This window comes from Pseudoclavibacter chungangensis, from assembly GCF_013410545.1.
GTDB lineage: Bacteria > Actinomycetota > Actinomycetes > Actinomycetales > Microbacteriaceae > Pseudoclavibacter > Pseudoclavibacter chungangensis.
In genome coordinates this window covers 1500017-1525710 of the sequence record NZ_JACCFV010000001.1, presented here as the reverse complement: position 1 = coordinate 1525710, position 25694 = coordinate 1500017, and the positions used below count along the sequence as shown (strand labels likewise).

The 25694-nt window shown below is 70.0% G+C and carries 22 protein-coding genes, 1 tRNA gene and 2 pseudogenes; 6 read left to right on the top strand and 19 right to left on the bottom strand.

Annotated elements, in window-relative coordinates; all coding sequences use genetic code 11:
• The first annotated feature begins 37 nt into the window (after positions 1-37).
• A complete protein-coding gene (locus HNR16_RS06885) occupies positions 38-688 on the top strand; it encodes a DUF4126 domain-containing protein (RefSeq protein ID WP_158040284.1) in 651 nt (216 codons plus the stop codon).
• A gap of 328 nt (positions 689-1016) precedes the next feature.
• On the opposite strand, the gene rpsA is transcribed toward HNR16_RS06885, so the two are convergent.
• The 7 genes and pseudogenes from rpsA to HNR16_RS06850 form a co-directional block, all read right to left on the bottom strand.
• On the bottom strand, positions 1017-2468 hold the full coding sequence (gene rpsA, locus HNR16_RS06880; RefSeq protein WP_158040285.1) for a 30S ribosomal protein S1: 1452 nt from the start codon (positions 2466-2468) through the stop codon (positions 1017-1019).
• Positions 2469-2667: 199 nt separating this feature from the next.
• The gene (locus tag HNR16_RS06875) at positions 2668-3081 is read right to left on the bottom strand and encodes a DUF779 domain-containing protein (RefSeq protein ID WP_158040286.1); all 414 of its coding nucleotides are present in this window, start codon (positions 3079-3081) and stop codon (positions 2668-2670) included.
• A 158-nt stretch (positions 3082-3239) separates the two neighbouring features.
• Positions 3240-4274: an alcohol dehydrogenase AdhP gene (gene adhP / locus HNR16_RS06870; protein WP_158040287.1), complete on the bottom strand. Its 1035-nt coding sequence runs from the start codon at positions 4272-4274 to the stop codon at positions 3240-3242.
• Between the two features lie 115 nt (positions 4275-4389).
• A complete protein-coding gene (exaC, locus tag HNR16_RS06865) occupies positions 4390-5913 on the bottom strand; it encodes an acetaldehyde dehydrogenase ExaC (protein WP_158040288.1) in 1524 nt (507 codons plus the stop codon).
• 137 nt (positions 5914-6050) lie between these two features.
• Positions 6051-7277 (bottom strand): GAF domain-containing protein, encoded by a 1227-nt coding sequence (locus HNR16_RS06860; protein ID WP_158040289.1) that lies wholly within the window; start codon positions 7275-7277, stop codon positions 6051-6053.
• Positions 7278-7400: 123 nt separating this feature from the next.
• Positions 7401-8627, bottom strand: a pseudogene (gene fdhA / locus HNR16_RS06855) (formaldehyde dehydrogenase, glutathione-independent).
• 89 nt (positions 8628-8716) lie between these two features.
• A complete protein-coding gene (locus tag HNR16_RS06850) occupies positions 8717-9514 on the bottom strand; it encodes an AraC family transcriptional regulator (RefSeq protein WP_158040290.1) in 798 nt (265 codons plus the stop codon).
• A 142-nt stretch (positions 9515-9656) separates the two neighbouring features.
• On the opposite strand from HNR16_RS06850, the gene HNR16_RS06845 reads away from it, so the two are divergent.
• Positions 9657-10712 (top strand): ABC transporter substrate-binding protein, encoded by a 1056-nt coding sequence (locus HNR16_RS06845; protein WP_158040291.1) that lies wholly within the window; start codon positions 9657-9659, stop codon positions 10710-10712.
• A 61-nt stretch (positions 10713-10773) separates the two neighbouring features.
• Here the strand turns inward: HNR16_RS06845 and HNR16_RS06840 are convergent, their stop codons facing one another.
• The 3 genes from HNR16_RS06840 to polA all read right to left on the bottom strand — a co-directional run bounded on the left by HNR16_RS06840 (position 10774) and on the right by polA (position 15936).
• Positions 10774-12456: a DUF885 domain-containing protein gene (locus HNR16_RS06840; RefSeq protein WP_158040292.1), complete on the bottom strand. Its 1683-nt coding sequence runs from the start codon at positions 12454-12456 to the stop codon at positions 10774-10776.
• A gap of 10 nt (positions 12457-12466) precedes the next feature.
• The gene (locus HNR16_RS06835; RefSeq protein WP_263971454.1) at positions 12467-13222 is read right to left on the bottom strand and encodes an EI24 domain-containing protein; all 756 of its coding nucleotides are present in this window, start codon (positions 13220-13222) and stop codon (positions 12467-12469) included.
• 80 nt (positions 13223-13302) lie between these two features.
• A complete protein-coding gene (gene polA / locus HNR16_RS06830) occupies positions 13303-15936 on the bottom strand; it encodes a DNA polymerase I (protein WP_179558358.1) in 2634 nt (877 codons plus the stop codon).
• A gap of 60 nt (positions 15937-15996) precedes the next feature.
• Between polA and HNR16_RS06825 the strand changes: the two genes are divergently transcribed.
• The gene (locus HNR16_RS06825) at positions 15997-16458 is read left to right on the top strand and encodes a PaaI family thioesterase (protein WP_158040295.1); all 462 of its coding nucleotides are present in this window, start codon (positions 15997-15999) and stop codon (positions 16456-16458) included.
• Between the two features lie 146 nt (positions 16459-16604).
• Here HNR16_RS06825 and HNR16_RS06820 read toward each other — a convergent pair whose 3' ends face one another.
• Both HNR16_RS06820 and HNR16_RS06815 read right to left on the bottom strand, forming a co-directional pair.
• Positions 16605-17156 carry a GNAT family N-acetyltransferase gene (locus HNR16_RS06820; RefSeq protein WP_158040296.1) on the bottom strand — a complete coding sequence of 184 codons (552 nt, stop codon included), beginning with the start codon at positions 17154-17156 and terminating at the stop codon, positions 16605-16607.
• Between the two features lie 175 nt (positions 17157-17331).
• Positions 17332-17967, bottom strand: coding sequence for an ANTAR domain-containing response regulator (locus HNR16_RS06815; protein ID WP_158040297.1), 636 nt, complete (start codon positions 17965-17967; stop codon positions 17332-17334).
• A gap of 35 nt (positions 17968-18002) precedes the next feature.
• Here HNR16_RS06815 and HNR16_RS06810 point away from each other — a divergent pair.
• Positions 18003-18088: transfer RNA gene (locus HNR16_RS06810), tRNA-Leu, on the top strand.
• A gap of 48 nt (positions 18089-18136) precedes the next feature.
• Here the strand turns inward: HNR16_RS06810 and HNR16_RS06805 are convergent.
• The 7 genes and pseudogenes from HNR16_RS06805 to HNR16_RS06775 form a co-directional block, all read right to left on the bottom strand.
• Positions 18137-19429, bottom strand: a pseudogene (locus HNR16_RS06805) (flavin-containing monooxygenase).
• Positions 19430-19582: 153 nt separating this feature from the next.
• Complete coding sequence (locus HNR16_RS06800; protein ID WP_158040298.1) at positions 19583-20227, bottom strand: amino acid ABC transporter permease; 645 nt, start codon at positions 20225-20227, stop codon at positions 19583-19585.
• Entirely contained in the window at positions 20227-20865 is a 639-nt protein-coding gene (locus HNR16_RS06795) for an amino acid ABC transporter permease (protein ID WP_158040299.1), read from the bottom strand. The genes HNR16_RS06800 and HNR16_RS06795 overlap by 1 nt, the downstream gene beginning before the upstream one ends.
• Position 20866: 1 nt before the next feature.
• Positions 20867-21637, bottom strand: coding sequence for an amino acid ABC transporter ATP-binding protein (locus tag HNR16_RS06790; RefSeq protein ID WP_276528842.1), 771 nt, complete (start codon positions 21635-21637; stop codon positions 20867-20869).
• 79 nt (positions 21638-21716) lie between these two features.
• Positions 21717-22586 carry an ABC transporter substrate-binding protein gene (locus HNR16_RS06785; RefSeq protein ID WP_158040301.1) on the bottom strand — a complete coding sequence of 290 codons (870 nt, stop codon included), beginning with the start codon at positions 22584-22586 and terminating at the stop codon, positions 21717-21719.
• A gap of 58 nt (positions 22587-22644) precedes the next feature.
• Positions 22645-23373, bottom strand: coding sequence for an SDR family NAD(P)-dependent oxidoreductase (locus HNR16_RS06780; RefSeq protein WP_158040302.1), 729 nt, complete (start codon positions 23371-23373; stop codon positions 22645-22647).
• Positions 23374-23466: 93 nt separating this feature from the next.
• Positions 23467-24111, bottom strand: a complete 645-nt coding sequence (locus tag HNR16_RS06775; protein WP_218868395.1) for an SDR family NAD(P)-dependent oxidoreductase — start codon at positions 24109-24111, stop codon at positions 23467-23469.
• A gap of 109 nt (positions 24112-24220) precedes the next feature.
• On the opposite strand from HNR16_RS06775, the gene HNR16_RS06770 reads away from it, so the two are divergent.
• Together HNR16_RS06770 and HNR16_RS06765 are read left to right on the top strand one after the other, a co-directional pair.
• Positions 24221-25168: a LysR family transcriptional regulator gene (locus tag HNR16_RS06770; RefSeq protein ID WP_158040303.1), complete on the top strand. Its 948-nt coding sequence runs from the start codon at positions 24221-24223 to the stop codon at positions 25166-25168.
• 19 nt (positions 25169-25187) lie between these two features.
• Positions 25188-25691: a phosphoribosyltransferase gene (locus tag HNR16_RS06765; RefSeq protein ID WP_158040304.1), complete on the top strand. Its 504-nt coding sequence runs from the start codon at positions 25188-25190 to the stop codon at positions 25689-25691.
• The last annotated feature ends 3 nt before the right edge of the window (positions 25692-25694 follow it).

Genomic DNA, 25694 nt, shown 5'->3' with positions numbered 1-25694 from the left:
CTGCCACACTACTTGTGTACCGGTGGAAGGGACACCAATGCTCGAGATCCTGACAGGCGCCGGACTCGCGACCGCGAGTGGGCTCAATGCGTTCATCCCCATGCTCGCCATGGGGCTCCTCGCCAGATTCACCTCGCTCGTGACGCTCCCCGCGGGATGGGAGTGGCTGTCGAACGAGTGGGTCATGGTCATCATCGGCGTCCTGCTCGTGCTCGACGTCGTCGCGGACAAGGTCCCGGCGGTCGATCACGTGAACGACATCATCCAGACCGTCGTGCGCCCCGCGGCGGGCGGCATCGTGTTCGGTGCCGGCGCGAGCAGCCAGACGGCGGCCGTGACGGACCCGGCGTCGTTCTTCACGTCGAACGCGTGGGTGCCCGTGGCGATCGGTGTGGTCGTCGCACTCGCGACGCACCTGTTAAAGGCGGGGACGCGTGCGGGTGCGAACGTCGTGACGGCGGGCGCGGCCGCGCCCGCGCTGAGCGTCACCGAGGACGCGATGAGCGTCGGGCTCACGTTCGCGGCGATCATCGTGCCCGTGCTCGTGATCGTGTTCCTGCTCGTGCTCGGCCTGCTCTTCTGGGTCCTGTTCCGTCGGATGCGGCGGATCCGCGATGCACGTCGCGCGCGGGCCTCGGGCTCCGAGCCACCCGTGCCTCCCCTGCCGCCCGCACCCGCGGCGTCCTGAGGCTCGGCCGACGGCGGTTCCCGGAACGGCCCCCGCGCACGTGCGCGGGGGTCGTCGTCGGTGGGGGCATCCGCGTTCACGCGGTCGCTCGACCCGGGAGCACGATGGCGATCGGCGGACCGCCGGACCGCCGGACCGCCGGACCGCCGGACCGACGGACCGACGGGTCACGGGACCAATGGGGCGTCGGGTGCCGGCGGGATCGATGGCCGAGCGCGGGGCGCCGACCGGGTATGCCGCCGACATCGGATCGCGAGGCCGGCGCGGAACGCCGAATGGGCGGACCCGGTGGGTCCGCCCATTCGGCGTTACTGCGGTGTGCTGCGGGCTAGTTGCCTGCGAGCTTCTCGCGGAGCGCGGCGAGCGACTCGTCGTCGGCGAGGGTGCCGGCGCCGTTCGCGTCGCTCGTGAACGACGACGAGCCCGTGGGGCCCTGGTCGGCGGTCTGCTCGGCCTCGATGGCCGAGGCGACCTGCGCCTTGTGGGCCTCCCAGCGCGACTGGGCGAGCGCGTACTCGCGCTCCCATGCCTCGCGCTGCTCGTCGAAGCCTTCCTTCCACTCGTTCGTCTCGGGGTCGAACCCGTCGGGGTACTTGTAGTTCCCCTGCTCGTCGTACTCGGCGAGCATGCCGTAGAGCGCCGGGTCGAACTCCGTGCCCTCGGGGTCGACGCCCTCGTTCGCCTGCTTGAGCGAGAGGGAGATGCGGCGACGGTCGAGGTCGATGTCGATGATCTTGACGAACAGCTCCTGGCCGACCGAGACGACCTGCTCGGCGAGCTCGACGTGACCCGTCGAGAGCTCCGAGATGTGGACGAGACCCTCGATGCCGTCCGCGACGCGAACGAACGCGCCGAACGGAACGAGCTTCGTGACCTTGCCCGGTGCGATCTGACCGATGGCGTGGGTGCGGGCGAGCACCTGCCACGGGTCTTCCTGCGTCGCCTTGAGCGAGAGCGAGACACGCTCGCGGTCGAGGTCGACCTCGAGGATCTCGACGGTGACCTCCTGGCCGACCTCGACGACCTCGGAGGCGTGCTCGATGTGCTTCCACGAGAGCTCGGAGACGTGGACGAGGCCGTCGACCCCGCCGAGGTCGACGAACGCGCCGAAGTTGACGATCGAGGACACGACGCCCTTGCGGACCTGGCCCTTCTGGAGCTGGCCGAGGAAGTTCGAGCGCGTCTCCGACTGGGTCTGCTCGAGCAGCGCGCGGCGCGAGAGCACCACGTTGTTGCGGTTCTTGTCGAGCTCGAGGATCTTTGCCTCGATCTCCTGCCCGAGGTAGGGCGTGAGGTCGCGCACACGGCGCAGCTCGATGAGCGAGGCGGGGAGGAAGCCGCGGAGGCCGATGTCGACGATGAGGCCGCCCTTGACGACCTCGATGACGGTGCCGGTGACGACGCCGTCCTCTTCCTTGATCTTCTCCACGTCGCCCCACGCGCGCTCGTACTGCGCACGCTTCTTCGACAGGATCAGACGGCCTTCCTTGTCCTCCTTCTGGAGGACGAGGGCCTCGACGGTGTCGCCGACCTCGACGACCTCGTTGGGGTCGACGTCGTGCTTGATGGAGAGCTCGCGCGAAGGGATGACACCCTCCGTCTTGTACCCGACGTCGAGGAGGACCTCGTCGCGGTCGATGCGAACGACGGTGCCTTCGATGAGATCGCCGTCGTTGAAGAACTTCAGCGTCTTCTCGACCGCGGCCAGGAAGTCCTCAGCAGATCCGATGTCGTTGATGGCGACCTGCTTGGCGGCCTGTTCGGTCGTGGTGGTGGTCATGTAGGTTTTGCTCCAGGCGGATGGGAACTCGGCTCGGGCGGGTCACACCCCGCGGGAGCGGGGTATCCGCCCGAGAAACGGATATGAAGTCGCACGGAAGTGCCCTGAAAGCATAGCCCATACCGCAAGTCGACTCAAGTGTCGGCCGCCGTGTTCCCGCCGCTCCCCGGGCCCGCTGCCCGGGTGCGTCGTCCCGTCGTCAGTCCGCGTCGCCGCCGAAGTCGTGGAGCGTCGAACGGATCAGGAATCGCTTGCCCTCCGGCGCCTCGACGGAGAAGCCCGAGCCGCGGCCGTCCACGACGTCGACCGTGAGCTTCGTGTGCTTCCAGTACTCGAACTGTTCGCGCGACATCCAGAACTCGATCTCGCCGGCACCGGGCACGTCGAAGACCCCGAGCAGCACGTCGGCATCGCCCGTGAGGAACTCGCCGGCCGGGTAACACATGGGGGCGGAGCCGTCGCAGCAACCGCCCGATTGGTGGAACATGAGCGGGCCGTGCCGCACCGTCAGCTTCTGCAGCAGTTCGACGGCGCTCGGTGTGAGCGCGACGCGTGACGTGGACTCGCCCGGCAGCGTGGGGCGTGATGCGAGGTCAGCGGTGCTCGTGGTCATGTCGGCCTCCTCGCCGGTGACTGGCGCGACCGGGGCGACCGGTGCGCGTGCCCGGCACGATACGCGCGCCGGCTGGGAGCCGACGCCCGAGCCGGGCCGGACGGGTGCGCGAGGGGCGGGCGGCCCGGGGGACGCCGACCGCCCCTCGCGCGGTTCCGTCAGTTCTCGCGGAAGTCGACGACGACGCGGCCGTCGATCTTGCCGGCCCGCATCTCGTCGAACACGGCGTTGATGTCCTCGAGCGGGCGCGCGGTCACGGTCGGGTGGATGAGACCGCGCGCGTAGAAGTCGAGCGCCTCCGCGAGATCGCGGCGCGTCCCGACGATCGACCCGCGGATCGTGAGGCCCTTGAGCACGATGTCGAAGATCGGCGCGGGGAAGTCCCCCGGGGGCAGACCCACGAACACGATCGTTCCGCCACGTCTCGTGAACCCGATCGCCTGACCGAACGCGGCGGGATGCACCGCGGTCACGACGACCGCGTGCGTGCCGCCCGTCGCCTCGTGCACGGCGGCGATCGGATCGACCTCGCGGGCGTTCACCGTCACCTCGGCGCCGTGCTTCTTGGCGAGCTCGAGCTTCTCGTCGGAGACGTCGACCGCGACGACCCGGAGTCCCATCGCGACGGCGTACTGGACCGCGATGTGCCCGAGTCCACCGATCCCCGTGATCGCGACCCACTGGCCGGGCCGCGCCTCGGTGCGCTTGAGCGCCTTGTAGACCGTGACGCCCGCGCACAGCACGGGAGCGACTTCGAGGGGGTCCGCGCCCTCCGGCACGCGCGCGGCGTAGCGGGTGTCGACGATCATGTGGTCGCCGAACGAGCCGTCGACCGAGTAGCCGCCGTTCTGCTGCGCCTCGCAGAGCGTCTCCCAGCCCGACTCGCAGTACTCGCACTCGCCGCACGCACTCCACAGCCAGGCGTTGCCGATGAGGTCGCCGACCTGCACATCGGTCACGTCGGGGCCGACGGCCTCGACGATGCCGACGCCCTCGTGGCCGGGGACGAACGGCGGGGACGGCTTGACGGGCCAGTCACCCTCGGCCGCGTGAAGGTCCGTGTGGCAGACGCCGCTCGTGAGCACGCGCACGAGCGCCTGGTGCGGCCCGGGCTCGGGCAGTTCGTACTGGTCGACCTCGAGGGGGGCACCGAACTCGCGGACGATCGCCGCGCGGATGTTCGTTCCGGTCATGTCTTCTCCTTTGAATAGGGGGATTGCTGGCTGCCCGCGACGTCGCCCATCGACGTCGCGAGCGGGGGCCGGCCACCCGGGGCTCGGCGGGAGCCCCGGGTGGCCGGGGCTCGGATCAGAAGAAGCCGAGCTTGTCCTCGCTGTAGCTCACGAGGAGGTTCTTCGTCTGCTGGTAGTGGTCGAGCATCATGAGGTGGTTCTCGCGGCCGATGCCCGAGGACTTGTAGCCGCCGAACGCGGAGTGCGCGGGATACGCGTGGTACTGGTTGACCCACACGCGACCCGCCTGGATGTCGCGACCCGCGCGATAGGCCGTGTTGCCGGAGCGCGCCCACACGCCCGAGCCGAGGCCGTAGAGCGTGTCGTTCGCGATGCGGATCGCCTCGTCGTAGTCGTCGAAGCGCGTCACCGAGACGACGGGCCCGAAGATCTCCTCCTGGAAGATGCGCATCGAGTTGTCACCCTCGAAGATCGTCGGCTGGATGTAGTAGCCGCCTGCGAGCTCGCCCTCGAGCTCGGCCTTCGCGCCACCGATCCGGATCTTCGCGCCCTCCTGCTGCCCGATGTCGATGTAGCTCAGGATCTTCTCGAACTGGTCGTTCGAGGCCTGCGCGCCCATCATCGTGTCGGTGTCGAGCGGGTTTCCCTGCACGATGCGCTTCGTGCGCTCCGTGACGGTCTCGAGGAACGAGTCGTAGATCGACGACTGGATGAGCGCGCGCGACGGGCAGGTGCAGACCTCGCCCTGGTTGAGGGCGAACAGGACGAAGCCCTCCTGGGCCTTGTCGTAGAACGCGTCGTCCTTCGCGGCGATGTCCTCGAAGAAGATGTTCGGGCTCTTGCCGCCGAGTTCGAGCGTGACCGGGATGATGTTCTGCGAGGCGTACTGCATGATGAGGCGCCCCGTCGTCGTCTCACCCGTGAACGCGATCTTCGCGATGCGCTTGTTCGAGGCGAGCGGCTTGCCCGCCTCGACGCCGAAGCCGTTCACGATGTTGACGACGCCCGGGGGCAGGAGGTCGCCGATGATCTCGAACAGGACGAGGATCGACGCGGGCGTCTGCTCGGCCGGCTTCAGCACGACCGCGTTGCCGGCCGCGAGGGCGGGGGCGAGCTTCCAGACCGCCATGAGGATCGGGAAGTTCCACGGGATGATCTGTCCCACGACACCGAGCGGCTCGTGGAAGTGGTACGCGACCGTGTTCTCGTCGAGCTGGCTGAGCGTGCCCTCCTGGGCACGGAGCGCGCCGGCGAAGTAGCGGAAGTGGTCGATCGCGAGCGGGATGTCGGCGTTGAGCGTCTCGCGGACGGCCTTGCCGTTGTCCCAGGTCTCGGCGACGGCGAGCGTCTCGAGGTTCTCCTCCATGCGGTCCGCGATGCGGTTGAGGACGAGGGCTCGCTCCGCGGGCGAGGTCTTGCCCCAGGCGGGGGCGGCGGCGTGAGCGGCATCGAGGGCCTTCTCGATGTCCTCCTCGGTGCCGCGCGCGACCTCGGTGAAGACCTGGCCCGTGACCGGCGTGATGTTCTCGAAGTACTCACCGCGGGCGGGGGCGACCCATTCGCCGCCGATGTAGTTCTCGTAGCGTGGTTTGAACGTGACCTTCGAACCCTCGGAACCGGGGTTTGCGTAGACGGTCATGACTGCTCCTTCGACTTCGTCGTCGTGGGGGCGCGCGGATGCTGCGCGTTGCCGTGACGCTATCCGTCGAAGGGTTGCAGCGGGGTTGCAACGGGGATGCCGCACTCAGGTGACGTGCAGCTCGGCCCGATCGCGGGTCAGCGGCCCTCGGCGTCCGCGCCGAGCGACTCGAGCCGGGCCACGATGCCGGCCCGCTTCGGGGACCGCATCGGGAGGAGCCGCAGCGCCTCCCGGTTGGCCTGCATGTCGTCCTCGTGCCCGGGCACCTCGAGGTACGCGAGGACCGCGTCGGCGCTGCCCTGGCCGAGGACGGATTCCCGCAGCGTCGAACGCGTCCGCTCGCGGATCGTCTCGACGCCGGGTGCCTCGGAGGCGGGCAGGGGGGCGCCGACGTAGTCGCGCAGGGCCTGCCGGTGCTTGCCGCGATCCACGGCACGCACGACCTCCGCCGCATCCGTCACGAGGGAGCGGTCGAGTCGGTACGGCTGCGAGAGCAGGCCGAGTGGTGCGTCGAAGCCCGCGAGCACGGCGCGCAGGCGCGTGAGCTCGGCGCGGAGGGTGACGCCGCGTGCGCCGTCCGCGTAGAGGAGTACGCCGAGTTCGGGGCCGCTGAGGCCGGTCGGGTGTGCGGCGAGCAGGAGGAGGATCTCGCTGTGCCGGCGGCTGAGCTCGAGGGTTCTGCCGTCGTCCGCCTCGAGGAGTGCGCTGTCGCGACCGAGGAGCCGGAGCCTGGGGCCGGAGGGATGGACGCGCGATTCGCGGCGGCCGACGGATGCGCCGGCGCGACCGCGGTTCGCGAGCGCCCCCTCGATCGCGGCGACCGCGGCGCGGAGGAGCGGGAGGGTGTGCGGTGAGACGGCCGCCGCGTCACCCGTGAGGTCGACCGCGCCGAGCACGCGGCGCGTCCCGGGATCGCGGATCGGGACGGCGCTGCAGCTCCAGGCGTGCACCGAGGGGGCGAAATGCTCCTCCCCCACGACCTGCACGTCCCCGCCCGAGGCGAGCGCTGTTCCCGGCGCACTCGTGCCGACGTGCGCCTCCGACCAGTCGGCGCCCGGCACGAAGGCCATCTCTTCCGCACGTCGTTGTGCCGTCCGGTCGCCCTCGACCCACACGAGCCGTCCGGCGTCGTCGGTGACGGCCAGGATGAGCCCCGTGTCGGTCGCGGGCCGGACGAGCAGTTCGTCGACGACGTCGTAGACCTCGGACAGCGGATGGGCGGCGCGCAGCGCGGCGAGATCGCGTTCGGCGTCCGCCACGTCGGGGCGCGCACGTTCGGGTGAGCCGAGCAGGCGGATGGAGCGCTCGCGCGACTCGGCGACGACGTCGGGCATGCGGGCCGTTCCGCGCGCCGTGCAGTCCATGGCGTCTCCTGTCGCGTCGTCACCGGTCCGTCCGCGGTGGCGATCACACGAGCATAGTCGTCGTCGCCCGAAGGGCACCCGGGGGCGACGGGCCGGACGGTGCGGCCCGTCGCCCCCGGACGTTCACGCCACGAGGTCGTCGAGGTAGCCGTTCGGGTTGAGGACGAACTTCTTCGAGGCCCCCGCGTCGAAGGCCGCATACCCCTCGGGTGCGTCCTCCAGCGAGATGACGGTCGCGTTCACGTTCTTCCCGATCGACACCCGGTCGTGCAGGATCGCCATCATGAGGCCACGGTGGTACTTCATGACGGGACACTGGCCGGTCGTGAACGAGAGCGATTTGGCCCACCCGGTGCCGAGGCTGAGCGAGAGCGAGCCCTTCTGCGCCGCCTCGTCGATGCCGCCCGGGTCGCCCGTCACGTAGAGGCCCGGAATACCGAGGGCCCCGCCCGCCGCGGTGATGTCCATGAGCGAGTTCAGGACGGTCGCCGGTGCCTCGTGGCCGGCATCGCCACCGTGCCCGCGCGCCTCGAACCCGACCGCGTCGACACCGCAATCGACCTCGGGCACCCCGAGGATCTGTTCGATCTGCTCACCGGGGTCGCCCTTCGTCAGGTCGATCGTCTCGCAGCCGAAACTGCGCGCCTGCGCGAGCCGGTCCTCGTTCATGTCGCCGACGATCACGACGGCCGCACCGAGCAGTTGGGCGCCCGTCGCGGCCGCGAGCCCGACGGGGCCGGCGCCCGCGACGTACACGGTCGAGCCGACGCCCACGCCCGCGGTGACGGCGCCGTGGAATCCGGTCGGGAAGATGTCGGAGAGCATCGTGAGGTCGAGGATCTTCTCGAGCGCCTGGTCGCGATCGGGGAACTTCAGGAGGTTCCAGTCCGCCTAGGGGGCGAGCACGTACTCGGCCTGGCCGCCGACCCAGCCGCCCATGTCGACGTAGCCGTAGGCGCTGCCCGGGCGGTCCGGGTTGACGTTGAGGCAGATCCCGGTCTTGCGCTCCTTGCAGTTGCGGCACCGGCCGCACGCGATGTTGAAGGGGACGGAGACGATGTCCCCGACCCGGATGAATTCGACGTCGGGGCCGACCTCGACGACCTCGCCGGTGATCTCGTGGCCGAGGACGAGTCCCGCCGGCGCGGTGGTGCGGCCGCGCACCATGTGCTGGTCGGAGCCGCAGATGTTCGTCGCGATGGTCCGGATGATGGCGCCGTGGGGCACCTTCCGGCCGATGTTGGCCGGGTTGACGCCCGGTCCGTCCTTGAGTTCGAACGTCGGGTAGTCGGTGTCCGTGACCTCGACCATGCCTGGTCCGGTGTATGCGACGGCGCGATTGCCTGCCATGGTGATCCTCCTTGATCCCCTCGCACGATCTGTGCGTTCGCATATGTTATCCCGCGACACGTCGCACTGTCCGCAACATTTGCGGTGGGTCAGCCTGCGAGGACGCGCTCCGCGTAGGCCGTGGGCGAGAGTCCGAACCGTGTGAGGAAGACGCGTCGGAACGCGTTGACGTTCGTGTAGCCCACCCCGTGGGCCGCCGCCTCCACGGTGCACCCACGGCGCAGGAGGCCCGCCGCCGCGTCGACGCGGCTGCGGATTCGCCACTCGCGGAACGTCGCACCGGTCTCGCTGGCGAACGCGCGCTGGAGGCTCCGGGGTGAGGAGTGTGCCCACGCGGCGAGCTCCACGACGCCACGGCGGTCCGCCGGATCCGCGAGCAGGCACTCCGCGACGCGTCGCGCGGCGGGACTCGACGGCATTGGGGGTCGGACGTCCGGCTCGAGGGAGCGTTCGATCGCGTCGAAGATGTGTCGCCGGATCTCCGTCTCCGGCTCGATGAGCGTGTGTGTCGCGACGTCGTGCGCGAGCAGGAGCACGGCGAGCGTTCCCGAGATCTCGACGACGATCGGCTCGCTCGCGAAGTCCACCTCCTCGATCGCGAAGAAGAGCGGCGTGAGGACCGAGTTCCGATGCACCGTGAAGTGGTGCCGACGACCTGCGGGGATCCAGAGCGCCTGGCCGCGTTCGAGGTCGTGGCTCCTCCCCTCGACGGTGACGTGGGCCGTGCCGTAGGCCTGCCACAGCAGCAGGTGCACGTGTGTCTCCCGCCGTTCGTCGACGCGCACCGCGGGCAGCGCGTACTCGAATCCGGTCGGTCGCGGAGCGATCGTGTCCGCCTCCTCGTCCCGGCTCACGGGCAGCTCCTCCCCCTGGACGGCTTCGGTCATCGCGCCGAACGAGCTCGGCGCGAACGGCGCACGATCGGGCCGAATCGGTGTCGGAGCGAAGGTGAGCCTGACCTAATCCACGGAAGACGAGCGTAGCTCGCGCGGCCTCGGTCGCGATCGCACGCCTTCCGAGAGGACAACGATGAACACCTCCGCACCGACGAATCTCCTCCGGGTGGCCGCGACCGCTCTCGCGGGACTCCTCGTGGCGACGCTCGCCGCGTGCGGCACCGGCTCGGCGGCGTCGGCGCCAGAGGACCCGACGCTCCTGCCCGAGGCGGAGGGGGCCGTGAGCTATCCGCTCACGATCGAGTCCGGTTTCGGTGAGGTCACGCTCGAGGAGCGCCCGACGCGCATCGTCCTCGCCGAGTCCTGGGGTGCCGACGTCTTCGGCGCGCTCGGCATCACCCCGGTCGGCACGGACGAGCAGATCAGTCTGTTCCCCTGGGCCCTCGACGCGCAGGCGATCGAGTCCGTCTGGTCGATCTCGGACGAGCAGTTCCCGCTCGAACGGATCGCCGCCGTGGAGCCCGACCTCATCTACACGAGTTCCGCCGTTCAGGACAACCTCGCCGAGCTCCAGCAGATCGCACCGGTGATCGGTGTCCCGCGGGACGACGGCGGTATCTCCGACTGGCGAGACCAGATCCACCTGCTGGGTTCGGCACTCGATCTGCAGGACCGCGCCCAGCAGGTGGAGGACGACTACGACGCCTACACCGCCTCGGTGCGCGAAGCGCACCCCGAGTTCGCGGACGCGCTCGTCGCGTACATGGTCTTCTGGGGCCCGGGCGAGTTCGGCGTCATCAACTACGAGGGTTCCGCGGCCGAGTCGCTGTTCGGGGAGTTCGGCTTCGCGCCGAACCCGACCGGCGCGGGGCTCGGGCCGGGATCGAATCTGACGCCCGAGCTCGTCGGCCGGGTCGACGGCGACGTGGTCGTCCTCGTCGACCAGAGCCAGGACCAGGCCGCCTACGGCGCGTTCGTCGGGAACCCGCTGTTCCAGGGCATCCGGGCCGTGCAGGCCGGGAAGTTCGCCGAACTCGACAACAACACGGACGAGTACATCGGGTACGAGGGGACGGAGATCCCCTTCGTCGGACACTTCACGCGCGCCCTGAGTGCGGGGCCGCTCGGTCGCCAGGCCGTCGGTGACGTGCTGGTGCCGATCCTCGCCCAACACCTCGGCGGCGCCTGACCCGAGGGGCGTGCGCGCCGCGAGGTGCTCCCGCCCGCCTCACACGGTCCCCACTCGGTCCTCATTCGGCGGGAGCGAGCACCTCGCGGAGCGTGTCGAGGCCGACGCCACCGAGGTCGAGCGCGCGCGAGTGCCACGCGCGGAGGTCGAACGCGTCGCCCTCCCGCCGAGCCGACTCGTCACGCAGCTCCTCCCACACCCGCTGTCCGATCTTGTACGAGGGCGCCTGTCCGGGCCAGCCGAAGTACCGGTTCACCTCGAAGCGCACGAATCCGGCGGGCATGTTGACGTGCCGGCCGAGGAAGTCGAGCGCGTAGTCGTAGTCCCACACGCGGCCGCCCTCCGGCACCTCCTTGCCGAGGTGCACGCCGATGTCGAGCACGACGCGAGCGGCGCGCATGCGCTGACCGTCGAGCATGCCGAGGCGGTCGGCCGGGTCCGCGAGGAAGCCCAGGCCCTCCATGAGCCGCTCGGCGTAGAGCGCCCAGCCCTCGCCGTGGCCGCTCGTCCAGTTGTCGCGCCGCCAGGAGTTGAGCTGCTCGTGCAGATACGTCGCCCGGCCGACCTGCAGGTGGTGGCCCGGCACACCCTCGTGGTAGACCGTCGTCAGTTCGCGCCACGTGTCGAACTCGGTGACGCCCGGAGTGACGGACCACCACATGCGTCCGGGCCGCGAGAAGTCCTCGGACGGGCCCGTGTAGTAGATCGCGCCCTCCTCGGTCGGCGCGATGAGGCACTCGAGCCGACGCAGCGGCTCCGGGATGTCGAAGTGGCTGCCGGCGAGCGCCTCGACCGCGGCATCGCTCGTGGTCTGCATCCACGCCCGGAGCGCGTCGGTGCCGTGCAGCTTGCGGGCCGGGTCGGCGTCGAGGTGGTCGATCGCCTCCCCGACGCTCGCGCCGGGCAGGATCTCGTTCGCGATCGACTCCTGCTCGGCGACCATGCGTGCGAGTTCGGCGAGCCCCCACTCGTAGGTCTCGTCGAGATCGACGGCCGCACCGAGGAAGCCACGCGACGCGAGCGCGTAGTGGGTGCGCCCGACGGCGTCCACCTCGGTCGCGGCGGGTGCGAGCTCGTCGGTGAGGAACGCGGCGAGGTCGCCGTACGCCCCCTCGGCCTCGGACGCGCCACGTTCGAGATCGGCCCGGAGGCCCTCGCTCACGTCGACGCCCTCGGGGGCGAGCTGCGTCAGCCCCGTGAAGAAGCCGCCGGGCGTCGCATAGGCACGGGTCTGCGTGATGACCTCCTCGACCTGGCGGCGGGCCGGGACGACGCCGCGACGGATCCCCTCGCGGAGCGTCTCGGTGTATCCGCGCAGCGCTGCGGGCACGTTCGCGAGTCGGCGGGCGATCGCATCGAGGTCGTCGCTCGTCGCGGTCGGCATGAGGTCGAACGTCATGCGGACGTCCTGTGCGGGGGACGCGATGTTCGACAGATCGCGGTAGCCGAGCTGCGCGTCGAGCGACTCGAGCTCGAGGCCGAGCGTGCGCCGCAGCTCGAGGAGGGTCACCCGGTCGACGTCGTCGACGGGCTCGACCCCGTCGAGCTCCTCGAGCACGTGCTGCGCGGCCGCGCGCTCCGCGTCGAATCGGGCCGGCGAGTAGTCGCCGTACGCGCTGCGATCACCCTCGAGCCCGAGCTCCACGCGCCGCTCGGGCCGCAGCTCCACGCTCGTCGCGTGCCACGCCTCGGCGATGCGGTCGACGTCGGACGGGGTTCGTGGTGCGGGAGCGCTCGTCGTCATGCACGCGATCCTACGCCGGGCGCCCCTCCACCCTCGAGGCGAGGCCCGACGAGCGGGTCGTCGCTTCGCCGCGCAGTTCGCGGAGCAGGATCGTGCCGGCGGCGGAGGCCGCTGGGGTGCCGATGACGGCCCCGCCCGGCACGAGGAACGTGAGGTAGGCACACACGCCGAAGCCGATCGACCGTGCCCGGCGCGAGCGCAGCAGACGCCGACGCGCGGCGAGGGTCATGCCACGCGCGTCCCCCGCGGTGCCCGTGAGCTCGAGCGCGAGGGCACGGCCTCCGAACAGCGCGCCGAGCGTCCAGCCCACGACGCTCCCGACCACGGGGACGAGGCCGGCGAGGAACACCACGAGTGCCGTCGCGGCCGCGACGAGCAGGAGTCGGAGGCCGTCGGCGATGCTCCGGCGGACGGAGGCCCAGAACGGCAACTCGACGGGTCGGTCGATGCCGCCGAGTCGCTGCTCGGTCGCGACCTGGATGCGCTCGTAGAAGGGGGCACCGATCGTGAGCGTCAGCGCGGCGTACGTCACGACGCCGAGCGCGACGCCCGCGGCGAAGAGTCCGACGGCGACGAGCGCCCGCAGCGCGGTCCGCCATCCCTCGTCCCAGCTCACCGAGAACGGCGTCGGGAGCTCCGCGAGGTGTGTCGCGTTGAGTGCGAGCACGACGAGTGCAGCGAGGAACACGAGTCCGACGATGAGCGCCGGGAGCGCACCGAGGAGCATGAGCCCCGGGCTCGTCGCGTACATGCGGAATCCGCGCAGGTACGTGCCGACGCCCGCGAGGAACTCGCCCAGGACACCGTGCTGCGGGAGCGGCGACGACGGCGCTGGGCCCGGTGCGCTCAGTGTCCCGCCTCGTCCCAGTTCGGGCCGCGGCCGACCTGCACGTCGAGCGGCACGCTGAGATCGGCGGCACCCGACATCTCCTCGCGCACGAGCGCCTCCAGACGGTCGCCCTCCCCCGCCGCGACCTCGAGCACGAGTTCGTCGTGCACCTGCAGCAGCATGCGACTGTCGAGTCCCTCGTCGGCGATGCGTCGGTCGATCGCGATCATGGCACGCTTGATGATGTCGGCGGCCGAGCCCTGGATCGGGGAGTTGAGGGCCGCACGCTCGGCGTTCTCGCGCGCGATGCGGTTGGGCGAGCTGAGGTCGGGGAACGGGCGACGGCGACCGAAGATGGTCTGCGTGTAGCCGTCCTCCCGCGCCTGCGCGACGACGTCGCGCAGGTAGTCGCGCACCTTCCCGAACCGCTCGAAGTACTCGATCATGAGCCGCTTCGCCTCGGCGACGTCGATCTGCAACTGCTTGGACAGACCGAACGCGCTGAGGCCGTACGCGAGGCCGTACGACATCGCCTTGACCTTCGAGCGCATGTCCGACGTCACGTCGGCGGGCTCCACGCCGAAGACGCGGGAACCGACGAAGCGGTGCAGGTCCTCGCCGCGGTTGAAGGCGGCGATGAGCTCCTGGTCGCCCGAGAGGTGCGCCATGATGCGCATCTCGATCTGCGAGTAGTCGGCCGTGAGGAGTTCGACGAAGTCGGGGCCGTGCACGAACGCCCGGCGGATCTGCCGCCCCTCGCTCGAGCGGATGGGGATGTTCTGCAGGTTCGGATCGGTCGAGCTCAGGCGGCCCGATGCGGAGCCCACCTGCACGTACGTCGTGTGGATGCGGGAGTCGTCGCCGATCGACTTGAGGAGCGTCTCCATGATCTGCCGCAGCTTGACCGCGTCGCGGTGACGCCGGAGCGCACCGAGGAACGGGTGCGGGGTCGAGCGTTCGAGCTCCGCGAGCGACTCCGCGTCGGTCGAGAACCCCGTCTTCGTCTTGCGTGTCTTCGGCATCTCGAGTCGCTCGAACAGCACGGTCTGCAATTGCTTCGGCGAGCCGAGGTTGAACGGTTCACCGCCCGCCGCCTCGAAGGCCTCGGCCTCGTAGCACCGGATGCGCTCGCTGAGGTCGTCGGCGAGACCCTGGAGGAACGCTCGGTCGATCGTCACGCCCTGCAGTTCCATGCGGGCGAGCACGGGGACGAGCGGCGTCTCGATGTCGTCGAAGACCCCGCGCACCGGCTCCGCGAGCCGCTCGATCGCGGCGAGCGTGGCCCGGCGTGTGAACCACGCGTCCGAGGCGGCGTAGGAGACGGACTCGTCGAGCGGGACGAGCTCGTTCGGGTCGCCCTCGGGAAGGGCCTCGTCGAGCTGCTGCTGGACGAGCTCGGCGAGTCGCTTCGGCGGGTTCTGCGGGCGGTGCAGCCACGCGGCGACCTGGGCGTCGCGGAGTTCGCCGCCGATCTCGAGCCCCGCGCGCCGCAGCGCCTCGACCTGCGGCTTCGCGTCGAAGAGCAGCTTGGGCGCGTCGGAGGCGAGCCAGGACTCGAAGGGGGCGTAGTCGGCCCGTTCGGGCAACCAGCCGAGCGCGGTCGCCTCGGTCTCGCCCGCGACGCCGATCTCGGTGACCGCGCCGTCGGACTGACGCACGGTGAGCGCGAGACCGTCCGGGGCCGCCTCGACGGCTCGCGCGATCCAGAGCTCGAGTTCCTCGTCGAGCAGTTCACCGCGCACGGGCGCCGCCTCGGCCGCCTCGTCCGCGCCCGACTGCTCGGGTGCGTCGGCGGCGAGTGCCAGGACGCGCTCCTGCAGCGTGCGGAACTGGAGACGAGTGAACACCTCCCGGACCTTCGCGACATCGATCTGGCCGCGCTCGAGGTCCTTCGGCCCGACCGGGAGCTCGACGTCGGTCACGAGTCGGTTGAGCTTCCGGTTGCGGATCGCCTCGCCCTTGTGCTCGCGGAACGACTCGCCGACCTTGCCCGGGATCTCGTCCTCGTGATCGAGGATGCCCTGCAGCGAGTCCCACTTCGCGAGCCACTTCGCGGCGGTCTTCTCCCCCACCTTGGGCACGCCGGGGAGGTTGTCGCTCTTCTCCCCCACGAGGGCCGCGACGTCGGGGTACTGCTCGGGGCGCACGGCGTAGCGCTCGAACACCTTCTCAGGGTCGTAGCGCGTGAGCTTCGAGACGCCCTGCGTCGACGGGTACAGGAGCGTGACCTCGTCGTTCACCATCTGGATGCTGTCGCGGTCGCCCGAGACGACGAGCACGCGGTAGCCCGCCTCACGGCCCTCCGTCGCGAGGGTCGCGAGGATGTCGTCGGCCTCGTAGTCCTCCTTCGTGATCGTCTGGATGCCCATCGCGTGGAGGGCGTCCTGCAGAAGGGGGATCTGGCCCTTGAACTCGGGCGGCGTCGCATCGCGCGTCGCCTTGTACTCGGGGTACTCGCGCGTCCGGAAGGAGTGTCGCGAGATGTCGAAGGCCACGGCCAGGTGCGTCGGCTTCTCCTCCTTCAGCAGGTTGATGAGCATCGAGATGAAGCCGTGGATGCCGTTCGTGTGCTGGCCGTCGGCCGTCACGAAGCTGTCGACCGGGAGCGCGAAGAACGCGCGGAAGGCGAGCGAGTGACCGTCGATGACCATGAGGGTAGGCTGAGCTGTCGCTGACACGGGGTCAGCCTAGCGGCGCGGTCGAGGAGGACCATGGGATCCGAGAACCCGGTGCAGGATGCGGAACCGGAGATCGTGAACGGACTGCGGGTGCCGGATCAGGCGGCGCTCCTTCGCGGCACGCCGGTCGGGACCCTCGCGACGTCGATGGGTGTGCGCTTCGTCGAGCTCTCGGCCGAGCGGGCGGTCGCCGTCATGCCCGTGGCCCGCAACACCCAGCCGTTCGGTCTGCTCCACGGCGGTGCGTCCGCGGCCCTCGGCGAGACACTGGGATCGTTCGCCGCGAACCTGCACGCGGGCCCCGGCCGCTACGCCGTCGGGGTCGACCTCAACGCGACGCACACGGGCTCGGCGAAGACCGGGTGGGTGACGGGCACGTGCACGGCGATCCACCTCGGCGGGTCGACGGCCGTGCACGAGATCGTCGTGACCGACGCCGACGGGCGTCGCCTGTCGACGATCCGCATCACGAACTACCTCCGCGACGCACGCTAGCGGGCCTCGGCGGCCGATCCGTGCGCGGGTGCAAATATTGCGTTCGTACACGCGCTCGTTCGGGGCGTGTCGGCCGTTCACGGGCCGCAGCCGTTCGGTGTGCGGCGTGACCGCCTGGGACACCGCGGCGGGGTCGGACGAAATCGTCAGTCGATCTCGTCCGTCCAGCGAACGGGCGTGACCGTGCCGCGCTGCCAATCGCCGCGCAGCATCGCGTAGCCGATCGCATCGAACCGTGCACCGTCACGTCCCGGCCAGGCCTCCCGGTGGACGGCCTCCTTGACCCATCCCGCGCGCCGGAACGCCCGGCGCATCGCGACGTTGTCCGAGCGCGTGGAACCCTCGAATCGATCGACGTCCGGCAACGTACCGAAGACGAGATCGCACGCGCGGCGGAGCGCCGCGGTCCCGAGCCCCCGTCCACGGTGGGCCTCACCGAGCCGGAGGTCGAGCATCGGGGTCGGATCGTCCGCGTCCTCGACGCGCAGGAGGCCGACGGTGTCGGCTCCGTCGGTGCGGACCCAGCGCACCAGGCGACCTCGCTCGTCGAAGTCGCCGCGGTCGATGCGCTCGAGGACCGTCGCGCGGTCGGGATGCGACGCCACGTGGAACGGGAAGCGTTCGCTCGTGAGGAATCGCACGAGCTGGTCGCGGTCCGCACCTCGCGCATCGAGCCGAGCGAGTGTGACCCGGGTCATGTCGAACCAGTCGGGCTCATCGTCCGCGCACTCCCGCGGTGCATGCGATCGGGCTCCGATCGGTCCGTCCGCCGACGCGACGCTGCGTCGCCGGGCGAACCCATCGGGTGCGGCGTCATGACGTCCGCGACGACGGATGTCGTTCCGGCACCGTCGTCACGATGACGTGGACGGGTCAGTCCGCGTCCTTCTCGTCGTCGTTGCCGCGCCCCTTCTTCGGTGCGGACAGCTGCTGGATGACGGCCTGGGCCACCTCGAGCATCGTGAGTCGACGGTCCATCGAGGCCTTCTGGATCCACCGGAACGCCTCGGGCTCCGAGAGGCCCATCTTCGCGGTCAGGAGGCCCTTCGCGCGGTCGACCTGCTTGCGGGTCTCGAAGCGGTCGGTGAGGTCGGCGACCTCGGCCTCGAGCGCGATGAACTGGGCGTGGCGGGCGAGGGCGATCTCGATGGCCGGGAGGAGGTCGTTCTGCGTGAACGGCTTCACGACGTACGCGAGTGCGCCCGCCTCCGTGGCCCGCTCGACGAGCTCCTTCTGGCTGAACGCCGTCAGCAGCACGACCGGCGCGATATTGCCGTCGCTCAGCTGCTGCGCCGCCGAGATGCCGTCGAGCTGCGGCATCTTGACGTCCATGATGACGAGGTCGGGGCGGAGCTCCTTCGCCAGGGCCACGGCGGTCTCGCCGTCACCCGCCTCTCCGACGACGTCGAATCCGTTGTCGCGGAGGATCTCGACGATGTCGAGCCGGATGAGCGACTCGTCCTCGGCGACGACGACTCTCCGCGGGGCCTGCGATGCTTCTTCAGTCACGGTGAAAGCCTACGGTATGGTGATCGATCGAACGGGCCGGCTTGGCGGAATGGCAGACGCGGCGCACTCAAAATGCGCTATCCGAGAGGGTGTGAGGGTTCGAGTCCCTCAGCCGGCACCAGATGGAGGGGCCCGGGGCCGTGACGACGCACGGCCCCGGGCCGGCGGGTCAGACGGTCGCGTTCGCGCCGGAGCGGGCGCGCTCGAACGCGTCGAGGAGCCGGTCGGTGTCGGACAGTTGCTCCTCCCACGTCGCACGAACGATGTCGATGCGGTCGTCCGCGTCCTGGAGCCCCGAGAGGTACTCCGTCACCGCGGCGAACCCGTGTGGGGAGTCCTCGTGCAGCCGGATCATGCGGATCGCCCGAGTCGCCTGCACGCCGTAGACCGGGATCTGCGGCCCACGCGGCGCGCTGAGCCCGATGTAGTACAGCTTCTCGAGGCCCTTGGGGACGATGCCCGCCGCGTACCGGAGCGGCACGCCACGACGACGCTCGACGAGTGACTCGTCGAGGAACGGCACACTCGCGTGGAATCCGGTCGCCCACAGGATCGTGTCGTAGTCGCGCACCGTACCGTCGGTGAACCGCACCGAACGACCCTCGAGCCGTTCGATGCCCGGGACGACCGACACGCGGCCGTGATGTACCCAGTAGAGCAGCAGGTCGTTGACGACGGTGCGACCCTCCGCGAGCGTCCGGACCGGGGGCTCGGGCATTCCCGGGTAGTCGAACCACTCCCCGATCGAGACCCGTGCGAGCAGTCGGGTGAGCAGATCGACCTCGTCCGGTGCGAACTCCTTCAGCCAGGACACCTCCTGGCGGGGCACGCCGAAGTACGTCTTCGGCTGGAAGTAGGTGCCCTCGCGGATCACGATGTCGACCTCGTAGCGGTGCTGCGCGGCATCGACCGCGAGGTCGCACGCCGAGTTGCCGGCGCCGACGACGAGGACTCGCGGGCCCGCGAGATCGTCGGTGTTCGTGTACTCGCTCGAGTGGAGTTGCGTGCCGTCGAACGTGCCGGGGAAGTCCGGGACCTTGCGGTCCCAGAGGTGTCCGTTCGCGACGAGGACGCCGTCGTACTCGAGGCGCCGTCCGTCGGAGAGCGAGACGATCCAGCCCGCGGAGCCGACGGGGCCGCTCGTCCCGAGCGGTTCGACCGCGTCGACCGTCACGCCGAATTCGATGCGATCGTACAGCTCGTGCGCGCTCGCATACGACCGGAGGTAGTCGACGACCTGCGTGCGTCGTGGGAAGTGGGGCTACTCCGGCGGCATCGGGAAGCCGTCGAAGTGGGTCATGTCGCGGGAGGTGATGAGGTGGAGGGCCTCGTAGTCGGTGTTCCAGTGGCCGCCGACGCGGTCCGTCCGCTCGAAGCAGTCCGCGTCGAGACCGGCTTCGGTCAGCTTCACGAGGGCGGCCATGCCGGCGGCACCGGCTCCGATGACGCAGTAGCGGGACATGGGCGTGTGCTTCCTTTCCGATGGCGGGGGTCGACGTCGCGGCCCCCGGGGGACGTTCCGGCGGGGGCCGGAACGCGTCGGACGGTTGGTCACCCGGACCGTCCACCGGGGTGCGGGTGCGGGTGCGCGACGGCCCGCGCACCCGCTGCTCGGTCAGCGGAACCCGCGTGAGAGACGGCGCTCGACACCGACCGACAGCCATGTCGCGGGGACGGCGATCGCGGCGAAGACGAGACCAGCGAGCGCATAGACCGCGAGGTACTGGAACGTCGTCGTCGACACCTGGTAGGCCTGGCTCATGAGCTCGTTCACGGAGATCGAGTAGGCGAGCGACGTGCCCTGGAAGGACATGATCGCGAGTCCCATGAGCGCGGGGATGGAGGAGCGCAGCCCCTGCGGCAGCACGACCCGCAGGAAGGTCGTGGTCGGGCTCAGTCCGAGCGCGGCGGACGCCTCGCGCTGACCGCGGGGAACCGACGCGATGCCGGCCCGGATCATCTCCGACGAGTAGGCCGCCACGGTGAACGTGAGGCCCGCGGCCGCGGAGGTGAAGTTGTCGAACGGCAGTCCGAAGGCCGGGAGGCCGTAGTAGACCATGTAGAGCACGACGAGCGCCGGGATGCCGCGGCCGATCTCGACGAGCACGAGGCAGGGCCAGTGCAGCCACGGGTTGCGGGATGAGACACCGAGGGCGAACAGCGTCCCGATGACGTAGCCGAACACGAGCGAGATGACCGTGAGCTGCAGGCTCACGAGCAGGCCGTCGAGGAGCTTCGGGAGGAACTCGAGGACGTCCATCACGCACCTGCCCGGAGTCGGGTGTCGAGTCGGCGTGCCGCGATCGCGATCGGCACGCTCACGACGAGGTAGACGCCGGCCGCGACGAGGAACGGGACGTAGCCGGCCACCTGCGGGTTCTGTCGGGCGAACTGGTTCGACATGAAGACCATGTCCATGACCCCGATCGTCGACGCGATGGACGAGTCCTTCACGAGGCTCAGGAGGTAGGTCGTCATCGAGGGCATCGCGGTCGTGAACGCCTGCGGTGAGAGCACCCGGAAGAAGGTCGTCGACCTCCCGAGGCCGAGTGCCTCGGCCGCCTCCGCCTGACCGGCCGGCAGCACCGCGAAGCCGCCTCGGTAGATCTCGGCGAGGTAGGCGCTCGAGATGATGCCGAGCCCGATGACGGCGGCCGTGAACGACGTGAGGCGCACCGTGCCGAGTTGCACACCGAAGTAGATGAGGAACAGCCACACGATCGGTGGGACACCCCGGACGAGGTCGACGACAAAGCGCACGGCGAGCCGCACGGCGGTGATCGGCGAACGCAACCCGAGCATGAGCGGGATGCCGCCGACGAGCCCGATCGCGAACGCGACGACCGTGACGAGCAGGGTCATCGGCAGGCCGGCGAGCACGGCGAGGAAGACGTTCATGTCATCGCTCCAGGACCGCGCTCAGGAACCGCTTGGTGCGTTCGTGCTGCGGGTCGGACATGATGGCGCGCAGGTCGCCCTCCTCGACGATGTACCCGTCCGCCATGACCACGAGGTGGTCGGAGACGTCGCGCGCGAACTGCATCTCGTGCGTGACGACGATCATGGTCATGCCCGAGTCCGCGAGTTCGCGCATGACCGCGAGCACCTCGATGCCGACCTCGGGATCGAGGGCGCTCGTTGGCTCGTCGAAGAGCATCGCCTGCGGTTCGAGGGCGAGTGCGCGCACGATCGCGATGCGCTGCTGCTGTCCGCCCGAGCAGCGGGCCGGGTGCTGCTGGGCCTTGTCCGCGAGCCCGACCCGGCCGAGCAGCGTCATGGCCCGCTCCTCCGCCTCGGCCCGGCTCCGCCCCAGGATCCGCTCCTGCGGGAACGCGACGTTGCGCAGCACCGTGAAGTGCGGGAACAGGTTGAAGGACTGGAAGACCATGCCGACCCTGCGCCGCAGGGACAGCAGGTCGGCGGCGTGGACCGAATCGCCCGCGGTGATCGTGAGGTCACCGACCGAGACGCTCCCGGAGTCGGGTGTCTCGAGCAGGTTGACGCAGCGCAGGAGGGTGCTCTTGCCCGATCCGGACGGGCCGATGAGGGCCGTCACGCTGCCCGGCTCGACCGTCATCGAGATGTCCTTGAGCACCTCGTTGTCGCCGAAGTGCTTCTTGAGGTGGGAGATCTCGACCCGGGACTGCGGCGTCGAGATGGTGCTGGTGATTGATGAGTGGTGCGTTCATGGATGATTCCTCGTCGTCCGGACGGGGACGGAACGGTCGCCGTGCCGTCCCCGTCGAGCGTCAGCGGATGGACGTCGCCGCTCGGTCGGCGGGCACGACGAGGCTGTCCGGCAGCTCGGACGCGGCGACGATCTCGGCGAGCGTCCCGTCCTCGCGGAACGCGTCGATCTGTTCGCTGAGTGCGTCGTTCAGCGCCTGGTTGTCCTTGTCGATCGGGAACGCGATGACGGGTGCGTCCGTCGTGATCGCGACGCGGTCGTCCGGCTCGGCGATCTTCACCTGGTAGTCGGTGTCCTTGTAAGCCTCGACCGCGACGGCGTACCCGTCGAGCCCCGCCTGGAGCCGACCGTTGAGCAGGTCCTGCTTGATCTCGACGGTGCTCGGATAGGTCTGCAGGTTCGAGCCGAGGATCGCGGACATGTCGGCCTCCCACGAGAACCCGGCACCGCTGCCCACGGCACCGATCCCTTCCAGTCCGGCGACCGTCGAGATGCCGTCCTTCGAGATGATGGCCATGGAATCGAAGTAGGTGGGCGTCGTGAATCCGACCTGCTGCGCGCGTTCCTCGGTCACGTACCAGCCGCCGGTGATCAGGTCGACGCTGTGCTGTTCGCTGATCATCGGGATGCCGTTGGCGTAGGTGATCGGGACGAACGCGAGTGCGAGGCACTCGGCCTCGGCGAGTTTCCGGACGAGGTCGATCTCGAAGCCGCTCGCATCGGTCCCCTCGGTGCGCGTGTACGGCAGGTTCTCGGGAACGCCGACCGTGAGGGTGCCCGCCGACACGGTCGAGAGCCCCTCGTGTGCGGGCGTGCAGTTCTCGTCGACGGTCGTCGCCGTTGTCGTCTCCGTGCACGCGACGAGGGTGCAGGCGACGAGTGCCGTCGCGGCGATCGCGGCGATCCGGGTCGCGGTTCGGTTGGGTTTCATGGTGTTTCCTTCCGGTTGTTCCCGTACGGCGGCTCCGTTGCGCGCCCCGCGGGAGGCATCAGACGGCGGTGAGTCCGCCGTCGATGGTGAGAATCGAGCCGGTCACGAACGAGGACCGTTCGGAGAGCAGGAACGCGATGAGCGGCGAGATCTCCTCGACGCTCGCGCGACGGCCGAGGGGTGTTCCGGTGGACGATCCGCCCTCGGGCTCGTCGTCGTTCATCGGCGTTGCGACGCCGCCGGGGCAGATCGCGTTGACGCGCACGACGGGCGCGAACTCGACGGCCGCGACCCGCGTCATGCCGATGACGGCCGCCTTGCTCGCCGAGTAGGCGAGGTAGCCGGCCGAACCGACGAGGGCCGCCGTCGAGGCGACGTTGACGATCGAGCCGCGACCGGCCCCCGCCATGAGCGGGCCGAGGGCCTGCATACCGAGGAACGGGCCGTGGACGTTGACGCGCTCGTGAAGTTCGAGCACGGAGAGGGGCGTGTCGGCGATGCTCGCGTGGCGCAGGATCCCGGCGTTGTTGACGAGGCCGCTGACGGGCGCGTCACCGTGCCGGAGCTCGTCGGCGAGTGCCGCCCAGCCGGCGGGATCGCTCACGTCGAGATGCCGGTAGACGACGTCGCCGCCCGCTGCGCGGAGGACCGCCGCGGCGCGCTCCCCGTCGTCGTCGAGCACGTCGGTCATGATGATGCGCACCCCGGGACGCGCGAGTTCGGCGGCGTGCGCGGCGCCCTGGCCGCGTGCCGCACCGGTGATGACGATCGAGGTTTCGGGTCGCATGTCGACTCCTTATCTGATGACGGCGCCGCCGGAGAGCACGATGGTCTCCCCCGTGAGGAACGAGGTCGTCGCGGGATCGGCGAGCAACTCCACCTATGCGGCGATCTCCGTCGGCCGGGCGACACGACCGAGCGGGATGCTCGCTTCGGCGGCCGCCATGCGCCCGGTCGCGGCGTTGCCCGGTGTCGCGACCCAGCCGGGCGCGATGCCGTTCACGCGGATGCCGGCCGGTGCGAGCTCGAGGGCGAGCGACTTCGTGAGCATCACGACGGCCGCCTTCGATGCGCCGTAGAGCAGTTGGCCGGGCGACACCTCGAACGCGTCGACGGAGGCGAAGTTGACGACGCTCGACCCGTCCCCGAGACGCGGCCGTGCGGCCACGACGACGTTGACGACGCCGAGCACGTTGATGTCGAAGACGCGGCGATAGGTCGACTCGTCGAAGGTCTCGAGGGTCGTCGGCGGGTAGACCCCGGCGATGTTCGCGACGAGGTCGATGCGGCCGTCGGCGTCGAGCGCCGAGTCGATCGCGGCCGACACGGCCTCACGCGACCGGACGTCGGCCACGATCGGGACGACGACGCCCGCCCCGGACGGTGCACTCGCGTCGGCCGCCGTGGCGGCGACGTCGAGGGCGAGGACACGCCAACCGGCGGCGACGAGCCGCTCGACCGTCGCGAGCCCCATGCCCGATGCGGCGCCCGTGACGAGGGCGGTTCGAGCGAGTGTGTTGTCCATCGGCGGCCTCCTGCTGGGTTGGTGATCCCAGGCAACCGCGTCACTCGACACAGGACAATGCTGAAATCCAGACCTTGGACATCGGAAAAACCTATGGAATGGTGTGGGCATGGCCCTGCCGTCGACACGTCAGCTCGAGTACTTCCTGGCCGCGAGCCGGGTCGGCACCTTCGCCGGCGCGGCCGCGGAACTCCACATCGCCCAACCGAGCCTGTCCGAGCAGATCGCGAACCTCGAACAGAACCTCGGCATGCCGCTGTTCACGAGGACCTCGCGGGGCCTTCTGCTGACCGACGCGGGCAAGCAATTGCTCCCCCTCGCCGAGGGCGCGATCCAGAACGTGCGGGACTTCGCCGAGTGGAGCCGACGACTGCGCTCGGTCGAGGAGGGCACCGTCGCGTTCGGGACGTTCAGCAGCGCGCACCTGTACCTGCTGACCGACCTCATCGGTGAGTTCCGGCGGCTCAGTCCACGCGTGCGGATCCGGGTGGCCGGACTCAACTCGTCCGAGGTCGCCGACGCCGTCCGCTCGGGCGATCTCGAGGCGGGGCTCGTCCAACTCCCCGTCGACGAACGCGAGCTCGCCATCACGCCGACCGTCTTCTCCGACGAGGCGGTCTTCGTGTCGCGCGAACCCATCCCCGAGGGCAGATCGATCGACATCGAGGGTGCGATGCGGCGGCCGCTCATCCTGTCCGAGGCGAGTTGGGGCATGCGCGATCCGCTCAGGGTGTCGCTCTTCGAACGGGCACAGCGCGTCGGCCTCCGCCTCGAGCCGATCATCGAGGTCGAGTTCCAGACCCACGCGCTGCGGCTCGCGACCGAGGGACTCGGCGACACGTTCGTCTCGTGGCACGTCGCCCGCGCGCAGCTCGAACGCGGTGAGCTGCACTGGGCCGTCCTCGACCCGCCGCACCGTGAGCACTACGCGTTCGTGACCCGACGCGGCGGTGCGCCCTCCCCCGCGACGGCCGAGTTCATCTCGGTCGCGCACCGCATCCTGCGGCGACTCGAAGCGACGGCATCCGCGGGCCGGGGGCTGTCGGTCGGCGAGTGATCCGTGGGACGATGCCTGCGTGACGAGTGAGCGCGAGGTCCTGAGCTACGAGCGATTCGGTGAGTCGGTGCGCGATCTCGCGCAGACCATCGCCGACGACGACTACGTCCCCGACCTCATCCTGTCGATCGCGCGGGGCGGTCTCGGGCTCGGCATGGGACTCGGGTACGCACTGGGCGTGAAGAACCTCTCGGTCGTCAACGTCGAGTTCTACACGGGCGTCGACGAACGCCTCGAGATGCCCGTCATGCTGCCGCCGACCCCCGCGGCCGTCGATCTGAGCGGCATGCGCGTCCTCATCGCCGACGACGTTGCCGATACGGGCAAGACACTCGAACTCGTCCGGAAGTTCTGCGCCGACACGGTCGCCGAGTCCCGCACCGTCGTCATCTACGAGAAGCCTCGCTCGATCGTCGCGCCCGACTACGCCTGGCGTCGGACGGATCGGTGGATCGACTTCCCGTGGTCGGTACTGCCGCCCGTCACGCGCTCGGACGTCGCGCCCGGCGACGCGGCGCGCTGACCC

What these genes read in the sequence shown, in the direction of transcription:
- HNR16_RS06780 (WP_158040302.1), bottom strand. Translation starts at nt 23,373, where the DNA reads ATGCGACCCGAAACCTCGATCGTCATCACCGGTGCGGCACGCGGCCAG.
- HNR16_RS06785 (WP_158040301.1), bottom strand. Translation starts at nt 22,586, where the DNA reads ATGAAACCCAACCGAACCGCGACCCGGATCGCCGCGATCGCCGCGACG.
- polA (WP_179558358.1), bottom strand. Translation starts at nt 15,936, where the DNA reads ATGGTCATCGACGGTCACTCGCTCGCCTTCCGCGCGTTCTTCGCGCTC.
- HNR16_RS06820 (WP_158040296.1), bottom strand. Translation starts at nt 17,156, where the DNA reads ATGACCCGGGTCACACTCGCTCGGCTCGATGCGCGAGGTGCGGACCGC.
- rpsA (WP_158040285.1), bottom strand. Translation starts at nt 2,468, where the DNA reads ATGACCACCACCACGACCGAACAGGCCGCCAAGCAGGTCGCCATCAAC.
- HNR16_RS06795 (WP_158040299.1), bottom strand. Translation starts at nt 20,865, where the DNA reads ATGAACGTCTTCCTCGCCGTGCTCGCCGGCCTGCCGATGACCCTGCTC.
- HNR16_RS06885 (WP_158040284.1), top strand. Translation starts at nt 38, where the DNA reads ATGCTCGAGATCCTGACAGGCGCCGGACTCGCGACCGCGAGTGGGCTC.
- adhP (WP_158040287.1), bottom strand. Translation starts at nt 4,274, where the DNA reads ATGACCGGAACGAACATCCGCGCGGCGATCGTCCGCGAGTTCGGTGCC.
- HNR16_RS06800 (WP_158040298.1), bottom strand. Translation starts at nt 20,227, where the DNA reads ATGGACGTCCTCGAGTTCCTCCCGAAGCTCCTCGACGGCCTGCTCGTG.
- HNR16_RS06770 (WP_158040303.1), top strand. Translation starts at nt 24,221, where the DNA reads ATGGCCCTGCCGTCGACACGTCAGCTCGAGTACTTCCTGGCCGCGAGC.
- HNR16_RS06840 (WP_158040292.1), bottom strand. Translation starts at nt 12,456, where the DNA reads ATGACGACGAGCGCTCCCGCACCACGAACCCCGTCCGACGTCGACCGC.
- HNR16_RS06850 (WP_158040290.1), bottom strand. Translation starts at nt 9,514, where the DNA reads ATGACCGAAGCCGTCCAGGGGGAGGAGCTGCCCGTGAGCCGGGACGAG.
- HNR16_RS06875 (WP_158040286.1), bottom strand. Translation starts at nt 3,081, where the DNA reads ATGACCACGAGCACCGCTGACCTCGCATCACGCCCCACGCTGCCGGGC.
- HNR16_RS06845 (WP_158040291.1), top strand. Translation starts at nt 9,657, where the DNA reads ATGAACACCTCCGCACCGACGAATCTCCTCCGGGTGGCCGCGACCGCT.
- exaC (WP_158040288.1), bottom strand. Translation starts at nt 5,913, where the DNA reads ATGACCGTCTACGCAAACCCCGGTTCCGAGGGTTCGAAGGTCACGTTC.
- HNR16_RS06860 (WP_158040289.1), bottom strand. Translation starts at nt 7,277, where the DNA reads ATGGACTGCACGGCGCGCGGAACGGCCCGCATGCCCGACGTCGTCGCC.
- HNR16_RS06825 (WP_158040295.1), top strand. Translation starts at nt 15,997, where the DNA reads ATGGGATCCGAGAACCCGGTGCAGGATGCGGAACCGGAGATCGTGAAC.
- HNR16_RS06775 (WP_218868395.1), bottom strand. Translation starts at nt 24,111, where the DNA reads ATGGACAACACACTCGCTCGAACCGCCCTCGTCACGGGCGCCGCATCG.